The following is a 19483-nucleotide window of genomic DNA, read 5'->3' as shown; positions in this document are numbered from 1 at the left end:
GACAGGCAAACCCGCAGTGCGGAAAGAAAATGGAAAAAGTATGAAGAACTGGAGAATGCTGATACTGGGTGTGGCGCTGGCCGCTAACACCGCGATCGCAGCCCCGCAGGTAGTTGATAAAGTCGCCGCCGTGGTGAATAACGGCGTCGTTCTGGAAAGTGATGTTGATGGCATGATGCATTCGGTGAAAGCGCAGGCGCAGCAGGCTGGACAGCAACTGCCTGATGACCGCACACTGCGCCATCAAATTGTTGAACGTCTGGTGATGGATAACATTATCCTGCAGATGGGCAAGCAGATGGGCATACAGATCTCCGATCAACAGCTGGACCAGGCGATAGCTAACATTGCCGCGCAGAACCGGATGTCGCTGGATCAGATGCGCAGCCGCCTGGCCTATGACGGCGTTAATTACAACGCCTACCGCGAGCAGATCCGCAAAGAGATGCAGATTGCGGAAGTGCGTAACAATGAAGTACGCCGTCGCGTAACCATTCTGCCGCAGGAAGTCGAGACGCTGGCCAAACAGGTTTCTGCACAAAATACGCAGGGCACCGAACTGAATATCAGCCATATCCTGCTGCCGCTGCCGGAAAACCCGACGCAACAGCAGGTTGACGATCAGGAAACGCTGGCGAAACAGCTGATGAGCGAACTCAAGAGCGGCGCTGACTTCGGTAAGCTGGCAGTCACCTACTCCGCCGATCCGCAGGCTCTAAAGGGCGGCAACATGGGCTGGGGCAAAATTGAAGAGCTGCCGACTCTGTTCGCTCAGGCAGTAAGCACTGCGAAAAAAGGTGATATTGTTGGCCCTATTCGTTCCGGCGTTGGCTTTCATATCCTGAAAGTGAATGACCTGCGTGGTGAAAAACAGAATATTTCAGTGACCGAAGTTCATGCGCGTCATATTCTGCTGAAGCCATCGCCGATTCTTACCGATGACCAGGCCCGCCAGAAACTCACGCAGGTTGCTACCGATATTAAAAGCGGCAAAATCAGCTTTGCGGCAGCAGCCAGGCAGTTCTCTGACGATCCGGGTTCAGCGAACCAGGGCGGCGATTTGGGCTGGAGCTCACCGGAAATTTTCGATCCAGCCTTCCGTGATGCGCTGCTTCGTCTGCAGAAAGGCGAAACCAGTCAGCCGGTTCACTCCTCTTTTGGCTGGCACCTGATTCAGCTGCTGGACACGCGTCAGGTTGATAAAACCGATGCGGCGCAAAAAGAGCGCGCTTACCGTCTGCTGTTTAACCGTAAGTTCGCTGAAGAAGCGCAAACCTGGATGCAGGAACAGCGCGCCAGCGCCTATGTAAAAATTCTGGATGCCAATGCTCAGTAACGCTCGCGTTGTTATCACTCCCGGCGAACCCGCCGGGATTGGTCCCGATGTTACATTGCAGCTGGCGCAGCGCGACTGGCCGGTTGAACTGGTGGTTTGCGCCTCGCCCCAGCTGCTGATGGAACGTGCCCAACAGTTGGGTTTGCCGTTGACGCTACGCCAGTATCAACCGGGCACCCCTGCACAGCCGCAGCGGGCCGGTACGCTAACCGTTTTGCCGGTTGAACTGGCTGCGCCGGTTATGGCCGGAAAGCTGGCGGTAGCTAACAGCCACTACGTGCTGGCAACCCTTGCCCGTGCCTGCGATGGCTGTCTCAGCGGTGAGTTCTCTGCGTTAATTACCGGCCCGGTGCATAAAGGCGTTATTAACGACGCCGGTATCGCCTTCAGCGGCCACACCGAATTTTTTGCCGACCGCGCCGCCTGCGAACGCGTGGTGATGATGCTGGCTACCGAAGAGCTACGGGTCGCGCTGGCTACCACGCATCTGCCGCTAAAAGCGGTGTCAGACGCCATTACCGAAGCCAGCCTGCATGAAGTGATCTCTATTCTGCATCAGGATTTACAGCGTAAGTTTGGCATTAGCCAGCCGCATATTCTGGTTTGCGGCCTGAATCCGCACGCTGGCGAAGGCGGACATATGGGTCGTGAAGAGCTCGATACCATTATCCCGGCGCTGGATAAGCTGCGTCAGCAGGGCATGCAGCTCACCGGCCCGCTGCCGGCGGATACGCTGTTTCAGCCCAAATATCTTCAGCATGCCGATGCGGTTCTGGCGATGTATCACGATCAGGGCCTGCCGGTTCTGAAATATCAGGGCTTTGGCCGCGCGGTGAATATCACCCTTGGCCTGCCCTTTATCCGTACCTCCGTTGACCATGGCACCGCGCTGGAACTGGCCGGTCAGGGTAACGCTGATGCGGGAAGCTTCATCACGGCGCTTAATCTCGCCATCAATATGATCAAAGAAGTCAATGAATAATCGTGTCCACCAGGGTCATTTCGCCCGCAAACGTTTTGGACAAAACTTCCTTAACGACTCTTACATTATCGACAGCATCGTTGCGGCGATTCATCCGCAGCGCGGCGAAGCGATGGTAGAGATCGGTCCCGGCCTTGGCGCCCTGACTGAGCCCGTCGGCGAGCGCCTTGATGCGCTGACCGTTATTGAACTGGATCGCGATCTGGCTGCGCGTCTGCAAACCCATCCGTTCCTCGGCCCCAAGCTGACTATTTTTCAGCAGGATGCCATGACCTTCGATTTTGCCCAGCTTGCAGCTGAGCGCGGTCAACCGTTGCGTGTCTTTGGCAACCTGCCCTACAACATCTCTACGCCGCTAATGTTCCACCTTTTCAGCTATACTAGTGCGATCAAAGATATGCACTTTATGCTGCAAAAAGAGGTGGTCAATCGCCTGGTTGCTGGCCCGGACAGTAAAGCCTATGGACGTTTAAGCGTGATGGCGCAATATTATTGTCAGGTGATTCCAGTACTGGAAGTACCGCCGGAATCCTTTACGCCAGCGCCTAAAGTGGATTCCGCCGTGGTTCGCCTGGTGCCGCATGCTGTGCAGCCACATCCGGTTGAGAGTGTTCGTGTGCTGAGCCGCATTACCACCGAAGCCTTCGGCAAGCGCCGTAAGACACTGCGCAATAGCCTTGGCCACCTGTTCAGCGCTGAGGTCATGGAAAATCTGGGCGTTGATGGCAGTCTGCGTGCGGAAAATGTCACCGTTGCGCAATATTGCCAGTTAGCAAACTGGTTATCTGCGCATCCCGAGTCGCAGGAGAGCTAAACGCATGATTGAGTCGTCCCGAGTTTGTGTTCAGGTACAGAGTTTTTACGTCGAATCGCAATCTGCCCCGGATGAAGATCGCTACGTGTTCGCCTATACCATTACCATCCGCAATTTGGGGCACGAAAAAGTGCAGCTGCGTAGCCGTTACTGGTTAATTACCAACGGCAACGGGCGCGAAACGGAAGTTCAGGGCGATGGCGTTATCGGTGAACAACCCTCTATTGCGCCAGGCGATGAATTTCAATATACCAGCGGCGCAGTACTGGAAACGCCGATGGGCACTATGCAGGGGCACTATGTGATGATTGACGAACGAGGCGAACAGTTTCATGTCGACATTCCCGTCTTTCGCCTCGCGGTGCCTTCGCGCATTCACTGATGAGAAACCCGGCTACGGCCGGGTTTGCCGTTTCTTCTCCGGATAATTATTTCATGAGTACATACCTTATTGGCGATGTTCACGGCTGCTACGATGAACTGCACTCTCTGCTGCAACAGGTCGCCTTTGATGCTGAAAAAGATACGCTGTGGCTAACTGGCGATCTGGTCGCTCGCGGACCAGGCTCGCTGGAAGTGCTGCGCTATGTACGTTCGCTGGGCAGCGCGGTACGCATGGTGCTGGGCAATCACGATCTGCATCTGCTGGCGGTTTTCGCGGGCATCAGCCGTAATAAACCGAAAGATCGTCTCACTCCGCTGCTGGACGCGCCTGACGCGGATGAGCTTATCAACTGGCTACGCCGACAGCCGCTGCTACAGGTAGACGAAGAGAAAAAGCTGGTGATGGCACATGCCGGCATCACGCCGCAGTGGGATATTGAAACGGCAAAAATGTGCGCGCGAGAAGTTGAGTCTGTGCTCTCCAGCGACAGCTATCCGCTCTTTCTTGATGCGATGTATGGCGATATGCCGAATAACTGGACGCCCGAGCTCACCGGCCTGGCACGCCTGCGCTTCAGCACCAACGCGCTGACGCGGATGCGCTACTGCTTTCCGAATGGACAGCTGGATATGATTTGCAAAGACGCGCCCAATTCAGCGCCGCCACCGTTAAAACCCTGGTTTACTATCGCAGGCCCGGTAGCACGCGATTATACGATTATTTTTGGTCACTGGGCTTCGCTGGAAGGCAAAGGCACGCCGGAAGGGATTATCGGTCTGGATACCGGTTGCTGCTGGGGCGGCACGCTGACCATGCTGCGCTGGGAAGATCGTCAGCTGTTTATTCAGCCTTCTAACCGCCTGCAGGCCAGTGAAGCCGTAGAAACCACCCCAGCCGCGCTGCGCTCCGAATAATAACCGGGCCAGATGGCCCGGCATTGATTCTTATGCCCCGACAATACCGCCATCTTCGCGAGTGATCATGATCACTGAAGAGCGCGGACGCGGGCTGTTATGAGGGAAGTGAGAATCGCCCTCTTCTCCTGGGTGCTGTACGTTAACAAACAGGGTGCGATAATCTGGCGTAAAGGTGATGCCCGTTAGCTCACAGGATTTCGGCCCTACCATAAAGCGCCGAATTTCGCCGCTGTTTGGATCGCCAACCAGCATCTGATTATTACCCTGTCCCTGATAATCGCCCTCATTGCTGTATTTCCCGTCGGTCAGGATCCACAAACGTCCGGCGCTATCAAAGCCCAGCCCGTCCGGGCTGTTAAAGGTATTGTCTGCCGTGATATTAGGCGTACCGCGCTGCACTCCCTGCGGGTGCGCTATCGGGTTGCCGCACAGCACAAAAATATCCCAGCTGAACTGCTGCGCCGTGGCGTCGCCCTGCTCATCCCAGCGAATAATCTGGCCATAAATATTGTCGGGACGCGGGTTAGCCGCATCCACCGGCATCTTTTCATTACCGCGCTTGTTGTTATTGGTCAGTGTACAGTAGGCGCGACCGTCGTGCGGGTTCACCGCGATCCACTCAGGACGATCCATACGCGTGGCTTTCACCACATCCGCCGCCGCGCGCGCGTTAATCAAAATATCCGCCTGACTCTGGAAACCGTTTTCTGCAGTCAGTCCGTTTTGTCCGTGAACCAGCGCCAGCCAGCGGCCCGAGCCCTTCAGCGGCGTACCGCTTTTATCACCTTCGAACACCGCAACGTACAGCGTTCCCTCATCCAGCAGCGCTTTATTTGCTGCTGGATTAGCGTGATCAACTTTGCCCGTGGAGACATATTTATAGATATATTCGCCACGCTCATCGTCGCCCATATAAACCACCAGCTCACCGCTTTTTGCTACCGTCACCGCCGCGTTTTCATGTTTGAATCGCCCCAGCGCGGTTCGCTTTACCGGCACCGAGGCGGGATCGAGCGGATCTATCTCTACGATCCAGCCGTGGCGGTTGAATTCGTTGGGATTTTTTGCCACGTCAAAACGATCGTCAAAATCGGACCAGTTGCGCTCCGGCTCGCTGGCGTTGAGCGTATAGCGTTTCTGCTGCGCTGTGGGTTTGAAATCAGCGGCTTTGGTGCCGAAGTAAGTATCGAAGTTCTCTTCGCAGGTGAGGTAAGTTCCCCAGGGGGTTTTGCCGTTGGCGCAGTTGCCAAAGGTGCCCAGCACCGTTTTCCCTTCAGGATCGGCTGCGGTTTGCAGCGCCGCATGGCCTGCTGCCGGTCCGGAAAAATGCATCAGGGTGTTGGCAGTAATACGACGGTTATAGCGTGACGGACGCACCACGCGCCAGCGATTATCTTCGCTACGTGCAACCTCAACGATCGATACGCCATGCCCCGCCTGCGATTTTTTTACATCTTCCAGGCTGGTCGCTTTGCTGCCGCCGTGAGGGAACAGGTACTGTTCGTTTACATACTCATTATTGATCGCCATTACGCCACGGTTATCATCCAGGGCGAAAAAGCTCATACCATCATTATTATCACCGAACTGCTTTTCCTGATCGGCAGCGCTGTTATTTCCCTGAGGATCGAACGCAGGCGCGCCATCCACCAGCGGCTCGCCCCAGGAGATAAGCACTTCAGCCCGATAACCCGGTGCGATAGTAATTTCATCAGCGGTAGAAGCAGGAACCGCCTTAAATCCCAACAGCGGGCTACCGTTTGGTGCTGACTGCACTTTAGCCAGAGCAGAAAAGCTGACGCCGCCGCCAAGAAAGCCTGCCAGCCCTAATGCGCCGGTTCCGGCCAGCAATTTACGACGCGCCGGGCTTGGCAGTGATTCCATGTTTAATTCAAGGATTTTATCGCTCATTTTGCATTGCTTCCCGTTATAGTTTCCCAGACTGGAAGCAATGCTAGAGGGCAAAAATGACAGCAATGTTACAGCTGGCGGATAAGGAAGCTTTTAACCGACGTTATCAGCGGCGCTCAAGAATTTCAAAGCAGTAGCTGTGGGAATTTTTCTCATCAGCGTCATGAAATTCACTGAATACCGACTGCCATTCATCCGGTTCGTAGTCCGGGAAGTGCGTATCGCCTTCTACTTCCGCATCAATGTGCGTTAGATAAATACGATCTGCGCGGTCCAGCATCTGCTCATAAATACGACCACCGCCAATGACCATGATCTCTTCAACGTCGCCCGCTGCTGCTAAGGCATCGTCCAGTGAGGTCACCCAGGTTACACCATCCGTTGCTTTTCCTGGCTGGCTGCTGACCACAATATTATGGCGTCCCGGCAACGGGCGGCCTATCGATTCCCAGGTCAGACGCCCCATAATCACGGGTTTATTCAATGTATTACGCTTAAACCAGGCTAAGTCCGCAGGCAGATCCCACGGCATAGCGTTTTCCATCCCAATAACGCGATCGGCTGCTAAAGCCGCTATCAGGCTTATCATCATAAATTCTCAACAGGGTGTAAAATTGGCGCCATCATACGTAAAGGCGAAACTTTCGTCGATAGCCTGATTAGTGGATTTACGTAAAGGTTTTTAAACCGTGACTGATGGTGACAAAGGCGGCTGTTCCAGGCCGATTCGGCACTTTTTCAGGAAAACGCAGCGGCGCATTGTCCTGAAGACATCGGCGAACGCCCTCTTGTTATAGTAAGCAATAATTTGGCTCATTGTTATGCGTTCAGAGCACTTATGCTATTCAACGGGGCTGGATATGCGGGCGATTATTTCTGTGCGGCGCGACAAGAAGTGGTATAACTTCCCTTGAATACTTCCTGAAATATCGATAACTTTAAGTTCAGTTCAATTGTTATTTCCTGTTTAATCTTTAATTCCCGGAATAGCCATCAATTTAAGGCCTACTCTTTGTAATTAAAAATATCAGGATATAGTATATTCCCTAATATAATTTTCTCTACAACCATTTAATAACAAATCAGTACGAACTCTTCGCCAGACGCTCTGCCATTCCAGGAAGAGATAGTCCCGGATGAATATGCTGTTCTTCATCTTATCGCGTGTCGGTTAAATAATTAACACAGACATGGCAGGCACAGGGAGTCATAACAGACTAATATGGACAGGAAATATATTTTCTTTAATGGCGGGATCTGCTGCTGGCTGCTGGGGTTGGTAGCAAGCTTTTTTTCTTTGACCTGGGCGGGGATTTTTGGCCTCCTGGCTGTCGGGTCCTTTTTACTTTACGCATCACAACGGAAGATTGTCACTATGTTTAAAAAACAAAATAAATCAGCAGAAATAGCGTCAAAAAAAGAGCCTGTTACCTCAACGGGATTGCTGGATAAAGCCGCGCCGCATGTGGACGAGCAAACAAATAATACGGTCATTGCTCGTGATGTCTGTTTTGAGGGTAATTTAAAAGCGGTAGGTCAGGTTTATATCTATGGCGAAGTACAGGGAAATATTATCGCTAACGAAGGTGTAGTAAAAGTCATGCGCAGCGGGCTGGTCAACGGCAATATTAGCAGCCAGGAATTAATAATCAACGGCACTGTGAAAGGCGAATGCAAAGCAGAATCGATGGATATTGGCGAACATGCCAATATTAACGGCGCGCTCGATTATGTCACGCTGTCGGTGAAAAAAGGCGCCATGTTTGTAGGCAGCGTGGAAACCTCCAGGAAGCCTGACGCTACGCCTCAAACAAATATTATCGGGCTGGCATCTGCCGCAGCCGCTATCCCCAGCGATCCCGTAATCAACGTAGAAAAGGCAAACCTGCCAACCGGTAAAAAGCGCCCCTGAACGTGGGCTGCCCGCCATAAAAAACGGCTCCCGCAGGAGCCGTTTACGCTATCAGCCGGTGCTCAGGCTGACGTTATTTAGCCTTAAGCTGAGCGTGCATCTCCTGTACGGAAATCACTTTCTCCGTTGGGTCAGCATTCAGCGCCATCGCAGTAGCAAAGCCGCCGTTCAGCGTGGTGTCATAGTGCACTTTGTACTGCAGCGCGCTACGGCGAATGACGCGTGAATCCTCAATGGCCTGCCGTCCTGCAGTGGTATTGACGATATAGCTGTATTCGCCGTTCTTCAGACGGTCCTGAATATGCGGGCGTCCTTCATGCACTTTGTTCACCAGACGGGGGTTAATGCCTGCTTCACCCAGCACAACCGCCGTACCGTGCGTAGCATCAAGCTCAAAGCCGAACTTCAACAGTTTGGCAGCCAGGTCAACCACACGTTTTTTGTCGCCTTCACGCACCGACAACAGCGCCCGGCCCTGCTTTTTCATGTTGGACTGCGCGCCCAGCATCGCCTTGGAGAACGCTTCGGCAAAGGTGCGGCCAACGCCCATCACTTCCCCCGTTGAGCGCATTTCCGGTCCAAGAATCGGGTCCACGCCAGGGAACTTGTTAAACGGCAGTACTACTTCTTTCACTGAATAGTAAGGTGGGATAACCTCTTCAGTTACGCCCTGCTCCATCAGCGTTTTACCGGCCATTACGCGCGCGGCAACTTTTGCCAGCGGCACGCCGGTCGCTTTAGAAACGAAAGGCACGGTACGTGCAGCGCGCGGGTTAACCTCAATCAGATAAACTTCGTTATCTTTTACCGCAAACTGCACGTTCATCAGACCACGTACGCAGAGCTCAAACGCCAGCTTCTCTACCTGCTGCCGCATGACATTCTGAATTTCCTTGCTTAGCGTATAGGCGGGCAGTGAACAGGCGGAATCACCAGAATGCACCCCGGCCTGCTCGATATGCTCCATGATGCCGCCAATCAGTACGCGCTCGCCGTCGCAAATCGCATCAACATCAACTTCTACCGCGTCGTCCAGGAAACGATCCAGCAGCACCGGCGCATCGTTAGATACAGAGACAGCCGTCTGGAAGTAGCGCTTCAGATCCTGCTCGTCATACACAATTTCCATCGCCCGGCCGCCCAGCACATAAGAAGGACGCACCACCAACGGATAACCAATATCTGCTGCTTTCTGTACCGCCTGTTCCAGCGCCGTTACCGTGGCGTTCGCAGGCTGCTTCAGGCCCAGGCGGTCTACCGCCTGCTGGAAGCGCTCGCGATCTTCCGCACGGTCGATAGCGTCCGGGCTGGTACCGATAACCGGTACGCCAGCGGCTTCCAGCGCACGTGCCAGCTTCAGCGGCGTCTGACCGCCATACTGTACGATAACGCCTTTCGGCTGCTCAATTCGTACGATTTCCAGCACATCTTCCAGCGTTACCGGCTCAAAATAGAGACGGTCGGAGGTATCATAATCGGTTGAAACGGTTTCCGGGTTGCAGTTGACCATGATGGTTTCATAACCATCTTCGCGCAGCGCCAGCGCAGCATGAACACAGCAGTAGTCAAACTCAATGCCCTGACCGATGCGGTTTGGTCCGCCGCCCAGCACCATGATTTTTTCACGATCCTGGTTTGGATTCGCTTCGCACTCCTCTTCATACGTGGAGTACATATAGGCGGTATCGGTCGAAAACTCGGCGGCGCAGGTATCAACGCGCTTATAAACCGGATGCAGGTTGTACTGCTGGCGCAGTTTGCGTACTTCTGCTTCGCTCACGCCGGCCAGATCCGCCAGACGCGCATCGGCAAAGCCCTTGCGCTTGAGCGTGCGCAGGAAATCGGCATTCAGGCCGTTAATACCTTCCTGAGCAACCTGCTCTTCCAGACGCACCAGCTCTTCAATCTGTACCAGGAACCAGCGATCGATATTGGTCAGGTTAAATACGCCGTCTACCGACAGGCCAGCACGGAACGCATCGGCTACGTACCAGATACGCTCGGCGCCTGCATCTTTCAGCTCGCGGCGGATACGCGTCAGCGCATCGGCATCATCCAGATGTACTTTCGGGTCGAAGCCGTTAGCGCCGACTTCCAGTCCGCGCAGCGCCTTCTGCATTGACTCCTGCAAGGTGCGGCCAATCGCCATCACTTCGCCAACCGATTTCATCTGGGTTGTCAGACGATCGTTGGCACCGGCAAATTTTTCAAAGTTAAAGCGCGGGATTTTAGTCACGACATAGTCGATCGAAGGCTCGAACGAAGCAGGCGTACGGCCGCCGGTAATGTCGTTCATCAGCTCATCCAGCGTATAACCTACCGCCAGCTTCGCCGCGACTTTAGCGATCGGGAAGCCGGTGGCTTTGGAGGCCAGCGCCGAGGAGCGGGATACGCGCGGGTTCATCTCGATAATAATCAGACGGCCATTTTTGGGGTTCACCGCGAACTGCACGTTAGAACCGCCGGTTTCCACGCCGATTTCACGCAGTACCGCCATCGAGGCGTTACGCATGATTTGGTACTCTTTATCGGTCAGGGTTTGCGCCGGCGCAACGGTGATGGAGTCACCGGTGTGGATGCCCATTGGATCGAAGTTTTCAATGGAGCAGACAATGATGCAGTTATCCTTCTTATCGCGCACCACCTCCATCTCATACTCTTTCCAGCCAATCAGCGATTCATCAATCAGCAGCTCTTTGGTAGGTGAGAGATCCAGACCGCGTTCGCAAATCTCTTCGAACTCTTCGCGGTTATAGGCGATGCCGCCGCCGCTGCCGCCCATAGTAAAAGAGGGACGGATAATGCAGGGGAAGCCGACATCCGCCGCAACCTGCAGCGCTTCTTCCATATTGTGCGCAATGCCGGAGCGCGCCGTTTCAAGGCCAATCTTCTTCATCGCCTTATCGAAACGCTGGCGGTCTTCCGCTTTATCAATCGCGTCCGCTGTGGCGCCAATCATGGTCACGCCGAACTCCGCCAGCACGCCCTGACGCTCCAGCTCCAGCGCGCAGTTCAGCGCCGTCTGGCCGCCCATAGTAGGCAGCACCGCATCGGGACGCTCTTTCTCGATGATTTTACGCACCACTTCCCAGTGGATCGGTTCGATATAGGTGGCATCCGCCATTTCCGGGTCGGTCATGATGGTTGCCGGATTGGAGTTAACCAAAATAACGCGATAGCCTTCTTCACGCAGCGCCTTACAGGCCTGCGCGCCGGAATAGTCAAACTCGCACGCCTGGCCGATAACAATCGGGCCAGCGCCCAGAATCAGGATGGATTTTAAGTCAGTACGTTTTGGCATTATCTCTGTTCCTTTCCTGAAATTTATTTCTGGCCGGCACGGGCCGCTTCAATCAGTTCGATAAAGTGATCGAACAGCGGCGCCGCGTCATGCGGGCCTGGGCTGGCTTCCGGATGTCCCTGGAAGCTAAACGCGGGTTTATCTGTGCGGTGAATGCCCTGAACCGTCTGATCGAACAGTGAAACATGGGTCACGCGCAGGTTGGCAGGCAAATCGTTTTCATCAACCGCGAAGCCGTGGTTTTGCGCGGTAATCATCACGGTGTCGTTATCAAGATCTTTTACCGGATGGTTGCCGCCGTGATGACCCAGCTTCATTTTTACCGTTTTTGCCCCGCTGGCCAGCGCCAGTAGCTGATGACCGAGGCAGATACCGAATACTGGAATCTCTGTTTCCAGGAAACGCTGAATCGCGCGGATAGCATAGTCGCACGGCTCCGGGTCACCCGGTCCGTTTGCCAGGAAAATACCATCAGGATTGAGCTTCAGCACCTCTTCCGCCGGCGTCTGTGCCGGGACCACTGTCAGGCGGCAGCCGCGATCCACCAGCATGCGTAAGATATTTCTTTTTACGCCAAAATCGTAAGCGACCACATGGTAAGGCAGCTCTTCTGCAGTTTTTGCAGCAGGCAGGCCTTCATCCAGCGTCCAGCTTCCCTGCGTCCAGCTGTAGGTTTCGCGGGTACAAACCTCTTTTGCCAGATCCATACCTTTCAGGCCAGGGAACGCCTGCGCTTTTTGCAGCGCCAGCTGCGCATCCGGCGCGTCGCCCGCAATGATGCAGCCATTCTGCGCGCCCTTTTCACGCAGCAGACGCGTGAGTTTACGCGTATCGATATCGGCGATAGCGACGATATTGTTGCGTTTCAGGTAAGCCGACAGCCCTTCTTCGTTACGATAGTTGCTGGCGATCAGCGGCAGATCGCGAATAACCAGACCCTGCGCATGTACCTGAGAGGATTCTTCATCAGCGACATTGGTGCCGACATTACCAATATGGGGATAAGTAAGAGTGACAATCTGGCGAGAATAGGAAGGATCTGTGAGGATTTCTTGATAACCGGTCATTGAAGTATTGAAAACTACCTCTCCCACCGCCGATCCTGTCGCCCCAATGGCCCGACCGTGGAATTGGGTTCCGTCTTCCAGAACCAAAATCGCTGACTTATTCAAAACGTCCTCCAGGGAATAAACAGTCATAATATTTGCATATTAATTCATAACGCATCGATGAATCAATGCAAAAACCGCTGTTATTGTCGATTTTTGGCAAATTGCGCGCATTCTAATGATCGACTTATGGAATGTCTACCCTAAAGGCTATTTTTTATGTCTGTTTTAGCCATCACAGGCTAAAAAGATAAGATTCCCCCTAAAACCGAGGCTATTCCTGGCAAGAAAACCGATTGCATCCAGCAAGCAACAGTAAAAAAGACGTTAACGTGTGAAAAAGTGGACCAAATGGTCAAATTTAGCTTTAGCAGCACAACGGAAAGCAGGAAAACTTATAGAAAAAGCAATCAAAGCAACATAATAGATCAAATGCATTATTATTCAATTAAAGCAAAAAGGGCTAAGAAATAGCCCCTTAAATTCAAATAGTTAAATTAAAACAAATTTTATATATATTACAAATCATCAAGGTTAAGCACGCTTCTCATATCATAAAGGCCTGTATTTTTCCCGCTAACCCACTCAGCCGCCTTTACCGCGCCTTTTGCAAAGGTCATACGGCTGGAGGCTTTATGAGTTATCTCCAGGCGTTCACCAATATCTGCAAACATAGCGGTATGCTCGCCTACAATGTCACCTGCACGTACGGTGGCGAATCCGATAGTTTGCGCGCTGCGCTCTCCGGTATGGCCTTCACGCGCGTAAACCGCATGATCATTAAGCGACCAGTTCATTGCATCAGCAATCGCTTCCCCCATCGCCAGCGCGGTGCCGGAAGGAGCGTCAACTTTATGGCGATGATGCGCTTCGATGATTTCGATGTCCGCATACTCGCCCATGACTTTCGCCGTTTTTTCCAACAGCTTCAGCATTAAATTTACGCCGATGCTGAAGTTAGCGGCAAATACGATGCCGATCTCCTGAGCCGCCTGTTTAATCGCAGCCTTACCTGCATCGTCAAATCCGGTGGTGCCAATCACCATCCCTTTGTTATGACGGCGGCAGAAATCAAGATAGGTCAGCGTTGCTTCCGGGCGGGTAAAATCTATCAGGATATCGAAATGATCTACCACCGCCTCAAGGCTGTCACTTATTGCCACCCCAAGCGTCCCGATACCTGCCAGTTCGCCAGCATCGCTACCTACCAGTGAAGAACCTTCTCGTGCCAGCGCCGCGCCAAGCGAGACACCTTCAGTCTGCTCTATCGCCTGAATTAACTGTCGTCCCATCCGTCCGGGCGCGCCGACGATAGCTATGCGGATATCATTGCTCATATTTATTCATTCCTGACTCAAGTCTGTGCATACAAAACGCAATTAGGTTAAACAGCGGGTGCGGGACGCGCCACCATTAAGTTGGATAATAAGAATTTTAGGCTGCGGGCAAGAAATTATCAGAAAAGCAACTTATGCGGATGAGAAAAGGGAAAATGCGCCGCAAAAGGTTTACGGCGCGCTGAGCTAAACCGCCCGACGATTAACGATCACACCTCACAGAAAAGGTTATTCCACTGGTGTAACCGGTTCAGGCTTGTTTTTGCCTTTGCTGATAGCGGACATAACGATACCCATAATTGTCATCCCGCCTGATATCGCCGTACCGACAATACCTGCTGTCATAGCGACAAAACCCAGCCCAAGGGTAGGCACGCCAAGAACGGCACCGCCAACAATAACGGGAATGTTTAACGCCAGGCCAGCATAGCCCATGCCAAGCATGGCATCGGCAGGCATAAGCGCACCGCTGACGGCCTGAATCTGATTGATTTGCAACTCTCTCATTTGTAACTCCTTTTAACTTTATTATCAGAATGCTACACGCAGTCTGCATCCCTTCGAAATCAACAGGCGTTTAACGCAAAGAATAAAAGCCTGCGTGTAACAGAAAAATGCTACTGCAAGCCTCCTGCTAACTCAATGCAGCCAGAGGACATGAGTAAAATCTAACACTTAAAGGATTCGGCTGGCGGGAAGAGAAATGAAAACGCCCGGAACGGGAAAGCATTCCGGACGATGCAGATCAACCGATCTGGCGGGTTTCGAGACGTAACTCTTTGGGCACCTCAAAAACAATATTTTCTTCACGTCCGCTCAGTTCAGTGACCTCTTCGCCACCAAACTCGCGTAGCCGCTGAATCACTTCCTGTACCAGGATATCGGGTGCAGAAGCGCCTGCGGTAACGCCAACGCAGTCAATGCCCTGTAGCCAACTCTCCTGGATATCAGCGGCGGAATCGATCAGCTGTGCACGCTTACCGGCACGCTGAGCCAGCTCTGCCAGCCGGTTGGAGTTAGACGAGTTTTTAGAGCCGACCACCAGCACCACATCCGCTTCGGCAGCCAGACTGCGTACGGCTTCCTGACGATTAGTAGTGGCATAGCAGATATCATCTTTGCGCGGCCCAACGATATTCGGGAAACGCTGGCGCAGCGCATCGATCACCGCAGAGGTATCATCAACCGACAGCGTGGTTTGCGTCATAAAACACAGGTTATTTTCATTTTTCACCTGTAGTTTAAACACATCCTCTGGCGACTCGACCAGATACATGCCGCCCTGAGCGTTGCTGTATTGTCCCATGGTGCCCTCCACTTCCGGATGGCCCGCATGACCGATCAAAATCGCTTCGGTGCCTTTGCGGCTGGCACGTGCCACTTCCATATGGACTTTAGTCACCAGCGGACAGGTGGCATCAAACAGCATAGTCAGTTGACGCGCTTTCGCCTCGGCCCGTACCGCCTGAGAAACGCCATGTGCAGAAAAAATCAGGATCGCACCATCTGGCACTTCGGTAATTTCTTCAATAAAAATCGCACCGCGCTCACGCAGACTGTTGACGACGTAGCGGTTATGCACCACTTCATGACGCACGTAGATCGGCGCGCCATACATTTCCAGCGCCCGCTCGACAATGCTGATGGCACGGTCAACGCCAGCGCAAAAGCCACGCGGATTAGCTAACAGGATCCTCATGCGCCGTCCTCCAGAACCGGGTTAACTTCCAGTACTTCAATATCGAAATGAACCTTATGGCCCGCTAAAGGATGGTTAAAATCCACGGTGATTGAATCTCCGGCGATCTCGCGGATCACGCCGGGCATCTCGCTACCGTCCATACCGGTAAACAGCATAATGGCTCCGATCTCCGGCTCGCCCGCCTGCATAAAATCACGGCGGGAAAAGTATTGGATCAGATCGGGAATAACGTTGCCAAAAGCCGCCTCCGGCTCAAGCGCGAACGCTTTCTTATCGCCGGACTGCAACCCCAGCAGCGCCGCTTCCAGTGGTTCTGAAAGGCTGCCGTCGCCAAGGCGAAACAGTGCCGGTTTGCCATTAGCTCGCGTGGACTCAGCCGTAGAGCCATCTTCCAGTTTTAAGGTGAAGTGCAGCAGCACCGCGCTATCGCGCTGTACAGAATCGGTCATGCCTTGCCCTTTTGCTTCGCCTGCTTGCCGGAAGGCGTGATAAAGCCCTCCAGCACGATCAGCGCGGCGCCAACGCAGATACCGCAGTCGGCAATATTGAAGGTGGCGAAATGCCACCCGCCAATATAGAAGTCGATAAAATCGACGACAAAGCCGTGCCAGGCGCGATCAAACAGGTTACCCAGCGCGCCGCCAATAATCAGCGCGTAGGCAATATTGTTAAGTTTTTGGCTGGCGGCAGTACGATACATCATTACCAGCAGCGCCACCGCAATCGCGATGGCGATACCCGCAAAGAACCAGCGCTGCCAGCCGCCTTTATCCGCAAGGAAGCTAAAAGCCGCCCCGTAGTTGTGGGCATAAAACAGGTTGAGATACGGCATAATCGGTATCGTTTCATGCAGCGCCATGTTGTTCATCACCCACAGCTTGCTGGCCAAATCGATACCAATGACCACCACCACCAGCCAGAGCCAACGCAGTCCGGTTGCAAAAAGAGATTTACGCATCAGGCAAACTTACGCTCTTCGCCGTTACCGGCAACGTTAGTGACGCAGCGTCCGCAGATATCCGGGTGTGCGGCGTCCAGTCCAATATCGGTAGTGTAATGCCAGCAGCGCGGACATTTCTCGCCTTCCGCTTTATGCAGCACGATTTTCAGACCTTTTAACGCTTCGCTCTGCTGTGCTTCTTCCGGCGCCAGTGCATAATCTGCAACCTGAGCCCCTGAGGTCAACAGCACAAAGCGCAGCTCATTACCCAGCGCGGTCAGTTTCTCTGCCAGCGCGGCATCAGCGTACAGCGTGACCGTTGCTTCCAGCGAACCGCCGATACGTTTGTCGCTACGCGCCTGCTCAATCACTTTGTTTACTTCGCTACGCACTTTCAGCAGCTCAGCCCAATAGGCATCATTCAGCGATTCGCCTTCATCCAGACCAAACAGGCCGTCATACCACTCTTCGGTAAAGACATACTGCGCGCGTTTACCCGGCAGATAGCCCCAGATTTCATCGGCGGTAAAGGACATAATCGGTGCCATCCAGCGCACCAGCGCCTCGACGATATACCACAGCGCGCTTTGGCAGCTGCGACGCGCCACGCTGTCGCTTTTCGCGGTGTACTGACGATCTTTAATGATATCGAGATAGAAAGAACCCATCTCAATCGAACAGAACTGCATCAAACGCTGCACAACTTCATGGAAGTCGTAGCTGGCATAAGATTCAATAATATCTGCCTGCGCTGCCTGCGCACGACCCACGGCCCAGCGATCCAGCACAACCATCTCTTCCGGCTTCAGCAGATCGGTTTCAGGATTGAAGCCGTTGAGGTTCGCCAGCAGGAAACGCGCAGTATTACGGATACGACGGTAAGCATCGGCAGAACGCTTCAGGATCTCATCTGAAACCGCCATTTCGCCTGAATAGTCGGTCGAGGCGACCCACAGACGCAGAATATCGGCGCCCAGCTTATTCATCACATCCTGCGGGCTGACGGTGTTGCCCAGCGACTTGGACATCTTGCGGCCCTGGCCGTCAACGGTGAAGCCGTGCGTCAGTACCTGACGGTAAGGCGCTTTGCCTTTCATCGCCGTGGAGATCATCAGCGAAGACATAAACCAGCCGCGATGCTGATCCGAGCCTTCCAGATACATATCGGCACTGTGACCGTGGAATTCCGGACGTACATCAACCACAGAAGCGTGCGTGGAGCCAGAGTCAAACCAGACATCCAGCGTATCCGGCACCTTCATATAGTTGTCGGCATCATCGCCCATCAGATCGCGCGGATCGAGATCCCACCACGCCTGAATGCCATCCTGCTCAACGCGCTGCGCCACTTTCTCCATCAGCGCCAGCGTATCCGGATGTAGCTGCTCGGTCTCTTTATGTACGAACAGCGCCATCGGCACGCCCCAGGTGCGCTGACGTGAAATACACCAGTCGGGACGGTTGGCAACCATCGATTCAATACGCGCCTGACCCCAATCCGGGATCCACTGCACGCCTTTGATCTCTTTCAGCGACTGCGTGCGCAGCCCTTTCTGATCCATGCTGATAAACCACTGCGGCGTGGCGCGGAAGATAATCGGCGTTTTATGACGCCAGCAGTGCGGGTAGCTGTGATGCATTTTCTCTACATGCAGCAGCGCGCCTTTCTCACGCAGCAGCTCAACGATCATATCGTTGGCTTTGAAGACATTGACGCCATCCAGCTCAGGATAAGTTCCCGGCAGATAGCGGCCATCCGGCCCAACCGGGTTAGCGGTTTCCAGATTATATTTCTGACCGATCACATAGTCGTCCGGGCCGTGGCCTGGCGCGGTATGTACCGCACCGGTACCGGCATCCAGCGTAACGTGTTCGCCCAGCACCACCGGTACGTCAAAAGCGAGGAACGGATGCTGGAAGCGCATCAGCTCCAGCGCCGCGCCGGTTGCATTGCCCAGCACGGCCCACTCGCTGACGCCTGCGCGTTGCATAACGCTTTCCACCAGATCTTTTGCCAGGATCAGCGCGCGGCCTTCAATCTGCACCAGCTGATATTCAAACTCAGGATGCAGTGAAATCGCACGGTTGGCCGGCATGGTCCACGGCGTGGTGGTCCAGATAACCAGCGCGATCGGTCCCTGAACCTGGGCTGCGCCGAATTTAGCCGCTACCGCAGCCGCGTCGATGGCGTTAAACATCACATCAATGGAAGGAGACGTTTTGTCGTAATATTCCACTTCCGCTTCCGCCAGCGCCGAACGGCAATCCAGACACCAGTGCACCGGCTTGGCGCCCTTGTGCAGATGACCGTTGCCGATGATTTTGCCCAACGCGCGGATAATATTGGCTTCGGTCTGGAAATCCATCGTGAGATAAGGACGATCCCAGTCGCCCAGCACGCCCAGACGGATAAAGTCAGTTTTCTGACCGGCAACCTGCTCCGCCGCATACTTACGGCACGCTTCGCGGAACTCCGCAGCGCTGACCTTTTCGCCCGGCTTACCGATCATCTGCTCGACTTTGTGTTCGATCGGCAGACCGTGACAGTCCCAGCCCGGAACGTAAGGTGAATCGAAGCCCGACAGACCCTTGGACTTAATAATAATATCTTTCAGAATCTTATTAACTGAGTGACCAATGTGAATGCTGCCGTTCGCATACGGAGGGCCATCGTGCAGGATAAAGGTTTTTTTCCCTTTTTTGGCGGCGCGGATGATGCCGTACAGGTTGTCATCAGTCCAGCGTTGCAGCATACCCGGTTCGCGTTTGGCGAGATCGCCACGCATCGGGAACCCCGTTTCCGGCAAATTCAGGGTAGATTTATAGTCACTCATCAG

General features: G+C 53.7%; 16 protein-coding genes. 6 read left to right on the top strand and 10 right to left on the bottom strand.

Annotated features, from left to right (window positions below; genetic code table 11):
• The first annotated feature begins 40 nt into the window (after positions 1-40).
• From surA to apaH, 5 genes are read left to right on the top strand one after another with little or no spacing between them, the layout of a single operon-like run.
• Positions 41-1336 (top strand): peptidylprolyl isomerase SurA, encoded by a 1296-nt coding sequence (surA, locus tag ACQE32_RS15570; RefSeq protein ID WP_426974443.1) that lies wholly within the window; start codon positions 41-43, stop codon positions 1334-1336.
• Positions 1326-2318, top strand: coding sequence for a 4-hydroxythreonine-4-phosphate dehydrogenase PdxA (gene pdxA, locus ACQE32_RS15565; RefSeq protein ID WP_426974442.1), 993 nt, complete (start codon positions 1326-1328; stop codon positions 2316-2318). The genes surA and pdxA overlap by 11 nt, the downstream gene beginning before the upstream one ends.
• Positions 2311-3132: a 16S rRNA (adenine(1518)-N(6)/adenine(1519)-N(6))-dimethyltransferase RsmA gene (rsmA, locus tag ACQE32_RS15560; RefSeq protein WP_250651800.1), complete on the top strand. Its 822-nt coding sequence runs from the start codon at positions 2311-2313 to the stop codon at positions 3130-3132. The genes pdxA and rsmA overlap by 8 nt, the downstream gene beginning before the upstream one ends.
• 4 nt (positions 3133-3136) lie before the next feature.
• The gene (apaG, locus tag ACQE32_RS15555; protein ID WP_085068036.1) at positions 3137-3514 is read left to right on the top strand and encodes a Co2+/Mg2+ efflux protein ApaG; all 378 of its coding nucleotides are present in this window, start codon (positions 3137-3139) and stop codon (positions 3512-3514) included.
• Between the two features lie 53 nt (positions 3515-3567).
• A complete protein-coding gene (gene apaH, locus ACQE32_RS15550) occupies positions 3568-4431 on the top strand; it encodes a bis(5'-nucleosyl)-tetraphosphatase (symmetrical) ApaH (protein WP_426974441.1) in 864 nt (287 codons plus the stop codon).
• A 30-nt stretch (positions 4432-4461) separates the two neighbouring features.
• Here the strand turns inward: apaH and ACQE32_RS15545 are convergent, their stop codons facing one another.
• Together ACQE32_RS15545 and folA are read right to left on the bottom strand one after the other, a co-directional pair.
• Positions 4462-6345 (bottom strand): PhoX family protein, encoded by a 1884-nt coding sequence (locus ACQE32_RS15545; RefSeq protein ID WP_426982075.1) that lies wholly within the window; start codon positions 6343-6345, stop codon positions 4462-4464.
• A 106-nt stretch (positions 6346-6451) separates the two neighbouring features.
• Positions 6452-6937, bottom strand: a complete 486-nt coding sequence (folA, locus tag ACQE32_RS15540) for a type 3 dihydrofolate reductase (RefSeq protein WP_237172446.1) — start codon at positions 6935-6937, stop codon at positions 6452-6454.
• Between the two features lie 783 nt (positions 6938-7720).
• On the opposite strand from folA, the gene ACQE32_RS15535 reads away from it, so the two are divergent.
• Complete coding sequence (locus ACQE32_RS15535) at positions 7721-8257, top strand: bactofilin family protein (RefSeq protein ID WP_426974439.1); 537 nt, start codon at positions 7721-7723, stop codon at positions 8255-8257.
• A 73-nt stretch (positions 8258-8330) separates the two neighbouring features.
• Here ACQE32_RS15535 and carB read toward each other — a convergent pair whose 3' ends face one another.
• The 8 genes from carB to ileS all read right to left on the bottom strand — a co-directional run bounded on the left by carB (position 8331) and on the right by ileS (position 19480).
• Positions 8331-11558 (bottom strand): carbamoyl-phosphate synthase large subunit, encoded by a 3228-nt coding sequence (carB, locus tag ACQE32_RS15530; protein WP_250651796.1) that lies wholly within the window; start codon positions 11556-11558, stop codon positions 8331-8333.
• Between the two features lie 23 nt (positions 11559-11581).
• Complete coding sequence (gene carA, locus ACQE32_RS15525; protein WP_250651795.1) at positions 11582-12730, bottom strand: glutamine-hydrolyzing carbamoyl-phosphate synthase small subunit; 1149 nt, start codon at positions 12728-12730, stop codon at positions 11582-11584.
• A 455-nt stretch (positions 12731-13185) separates the two neighbouring features.
• The gene (gene dapB, locus ACQE32_RS15520; protein WP_426982073.1) at positions 13186-14004 is read right to left on the bottom strand and encodes a 4-hydroxy-tetrahydrodipicolinate reductase; all 819 of its coding nucleotides are present in this window, start codon (positions 14002-14004) and stop codon (positions 13186-13188) included.
• Positions 14005-14232: 228 nt separating this feature from the next.
• Positions 14233-14511 (bottom strand): hypothetical protein, encoded by a 279-nt coding sequence (locus tag ACQE32_RS15515; RefSeq protein WP_426982072.1) that lies wholly within the window; start codon positions 14509-14511, stop codon positions 14233-14235.
• Between the two features lie 238 nt (positions 14512-14749).
• Positions 14750-15703, bottom strand: coding sequence for a 4-hydroxy-3-methylbut-2-enyl diphosphate reductase (gene ispH, locus ACQE32_RS15510; protein ID WP_426974434.1), 954 nt, complete (start codon positions 15701-15703; stop codon positions 14750-14752).
• Complete coding sequence (gene fkpB, locus ACQE32_RS15505) at positions 15700-16155, bottom strand: FKBP-type peptidyl-prolyl cis-trans isomerase (RefSeq protein ID WP_426974433.1); 456 nt, start codon at positions 16153-16155, stop codon at positions 15700-15702. The genes ispH and fkpB overlap by 4 nt, the downstream gene beginning before the upstream one ends.
• Positions 16152-16664 carry a signal peptidase II gene (gene lspA, locus ACQE32_RS15500; protein ID WP_250651789.1) on the bottom strand — a complete coding sequence of 171 codons (513 nt, stop codon included), beginning with the start codon at positions 16662-16664 and terminating at the stop codon, positions 16152-16154. The genes fkpB and lspA overlap by 4 nt, the downstream gene beginning before the upstream one ends.
• On the bottom strand, positions 16664-19480 hold the full coding sequence (gene ileS, locus ACQE32_RS15495; RefSeq protein WP_426974432.1) for an isoleucine--tRNA ligase: 2817 nt from the start codon (positions 19478-19480) through the stop codon (positions 16664-16666). The genes lspA and ileS overlap by 1 nt, the downstream gene beginning before the upstream one ends.
• Positions 19481-19483: the final 3 nt, after the last annotated feature.

The organism is Pantoea sp. FN0302, assembly GCF_050113775.1.
GTDB lineage: Bacteria > Pseudomonadota > Gammaproteobacteria > Enterobacterales > Enterobacteriaceae > Mixta > Mixta alhagi.
The sequence above is the reverse complement of the archived record's forward strand: the minus strand, read 5'-3'. Positions and strand labels throughout refer to the sequence as shown.

What these genes read in the sequence shown, in the direction of transcription:
- surA (WP_426974443.1), top strand. Translation starts at nt 41, where the DNA reads ATGAAGAACTGGAGAATGCTGATACTGGGTGTGGCGCTGGCCGCTAAC.
- pdxA (WP_426974442.1), top strand. Translation starts at nt 1,326, where the DNA reads ATGCTCAGTAACGCTCGCGTTGTTATCACTCCCGGCGAACCCGCCGGG.
- rsmA (WP_250651800.1), top strand. Translation starts at nt 2,311, where the DNA reads ATGAATAATCGTGTCCACCAGGGTCATTTCGCCCGCAAACGTTTTGGA.
- apaG (WP_085068036.1), top strand. Translation starts at nt 3,137, where the DNA reads ATGATTGAGTCGTCCCGAGTTTGTGTTCAGGTACAGAGTTTTTACGTC.
- apaH (WP_426974441.1), top strand. Translation starts at nt 3,568, where the DNA reads ATGAGTACATACCTTATTGGCGATGTTCACGGCTGCTACGATGAACTG.
- ACQE32_RS15545 (WP_426982075.1), bottom strand. Translation starts at nt 6,345, where the DNA reads ATGAGCGATAAAATCCTTGAATTAAACATGGAATCACTGCCAAGCCCG.
- folA (WP_237172446.1), bottom strand. Translation starts at nt 6,937, where the DNA reads ATGATGATAAGCCTGATAGCGGCTTTAGCAGCCGATCGCGTTATTGGG.
- ACQE32_RS15535 (WP_426974439.1), top strand. Translation starts at nt 7,721, where the DNA reads ATGTTTAAAAAACAAAATAAATCAGCAGAAATAGCGTCAAAAAAAGAG.
- carB (WP_250651796.1), bottom strand. Translation starts at nt 11,558, where the DNA reads ATGCCAAAACGTACTGACTTAAAATCCATCCTGATTCTGGGCGCTGGC.
- dapB (WP_426982073.1), bottom strand. Translation starts at nt 14,004, where the DNA reads ATGAGCAATGATATCCGCATAGCTATCGTCGGCGCGCCCGGACGGATG.
- ACQE32_RS15515 (WP_426982072.1), bottom strand. Translation starts at nt 14,511, where the DNA reads ATGAGAGAGTTGCAAATCAATCAGATTCAGGCCGTCAGCGGTGCGCTT.
- ispH (WP_426974434.1), bottom strand. Translation starts at nt 15,703, where the DNA reads ATGAGGATCCTGTTAGCTAATCCGCGTGGCTTTTGCGCTGGCGTTGAC.
- fkpB (WP_426974433.1), bottom strand. Translation starts at nt 16,155, where the DNA reads ATGACCGATTCTGTACAGCGCGATAGCGCGGTGCTGCTGCACTTCACC.
- lspA (WP_250651789.1), bottom strand. Translation starts at nt 16,664, where the DNA reads ATGCGTAAATCTCTTTTTGCAACCGGACTGCGTTGGCTCTGGCTGGTG.
- ileS (WP_426974432.1), bottom strand. Translation starts at nt 19,480, where the DNA reads ATGAGTGACTATAAATCTACCCTGAATTTGCCGGAAACGGGGTTCCCG.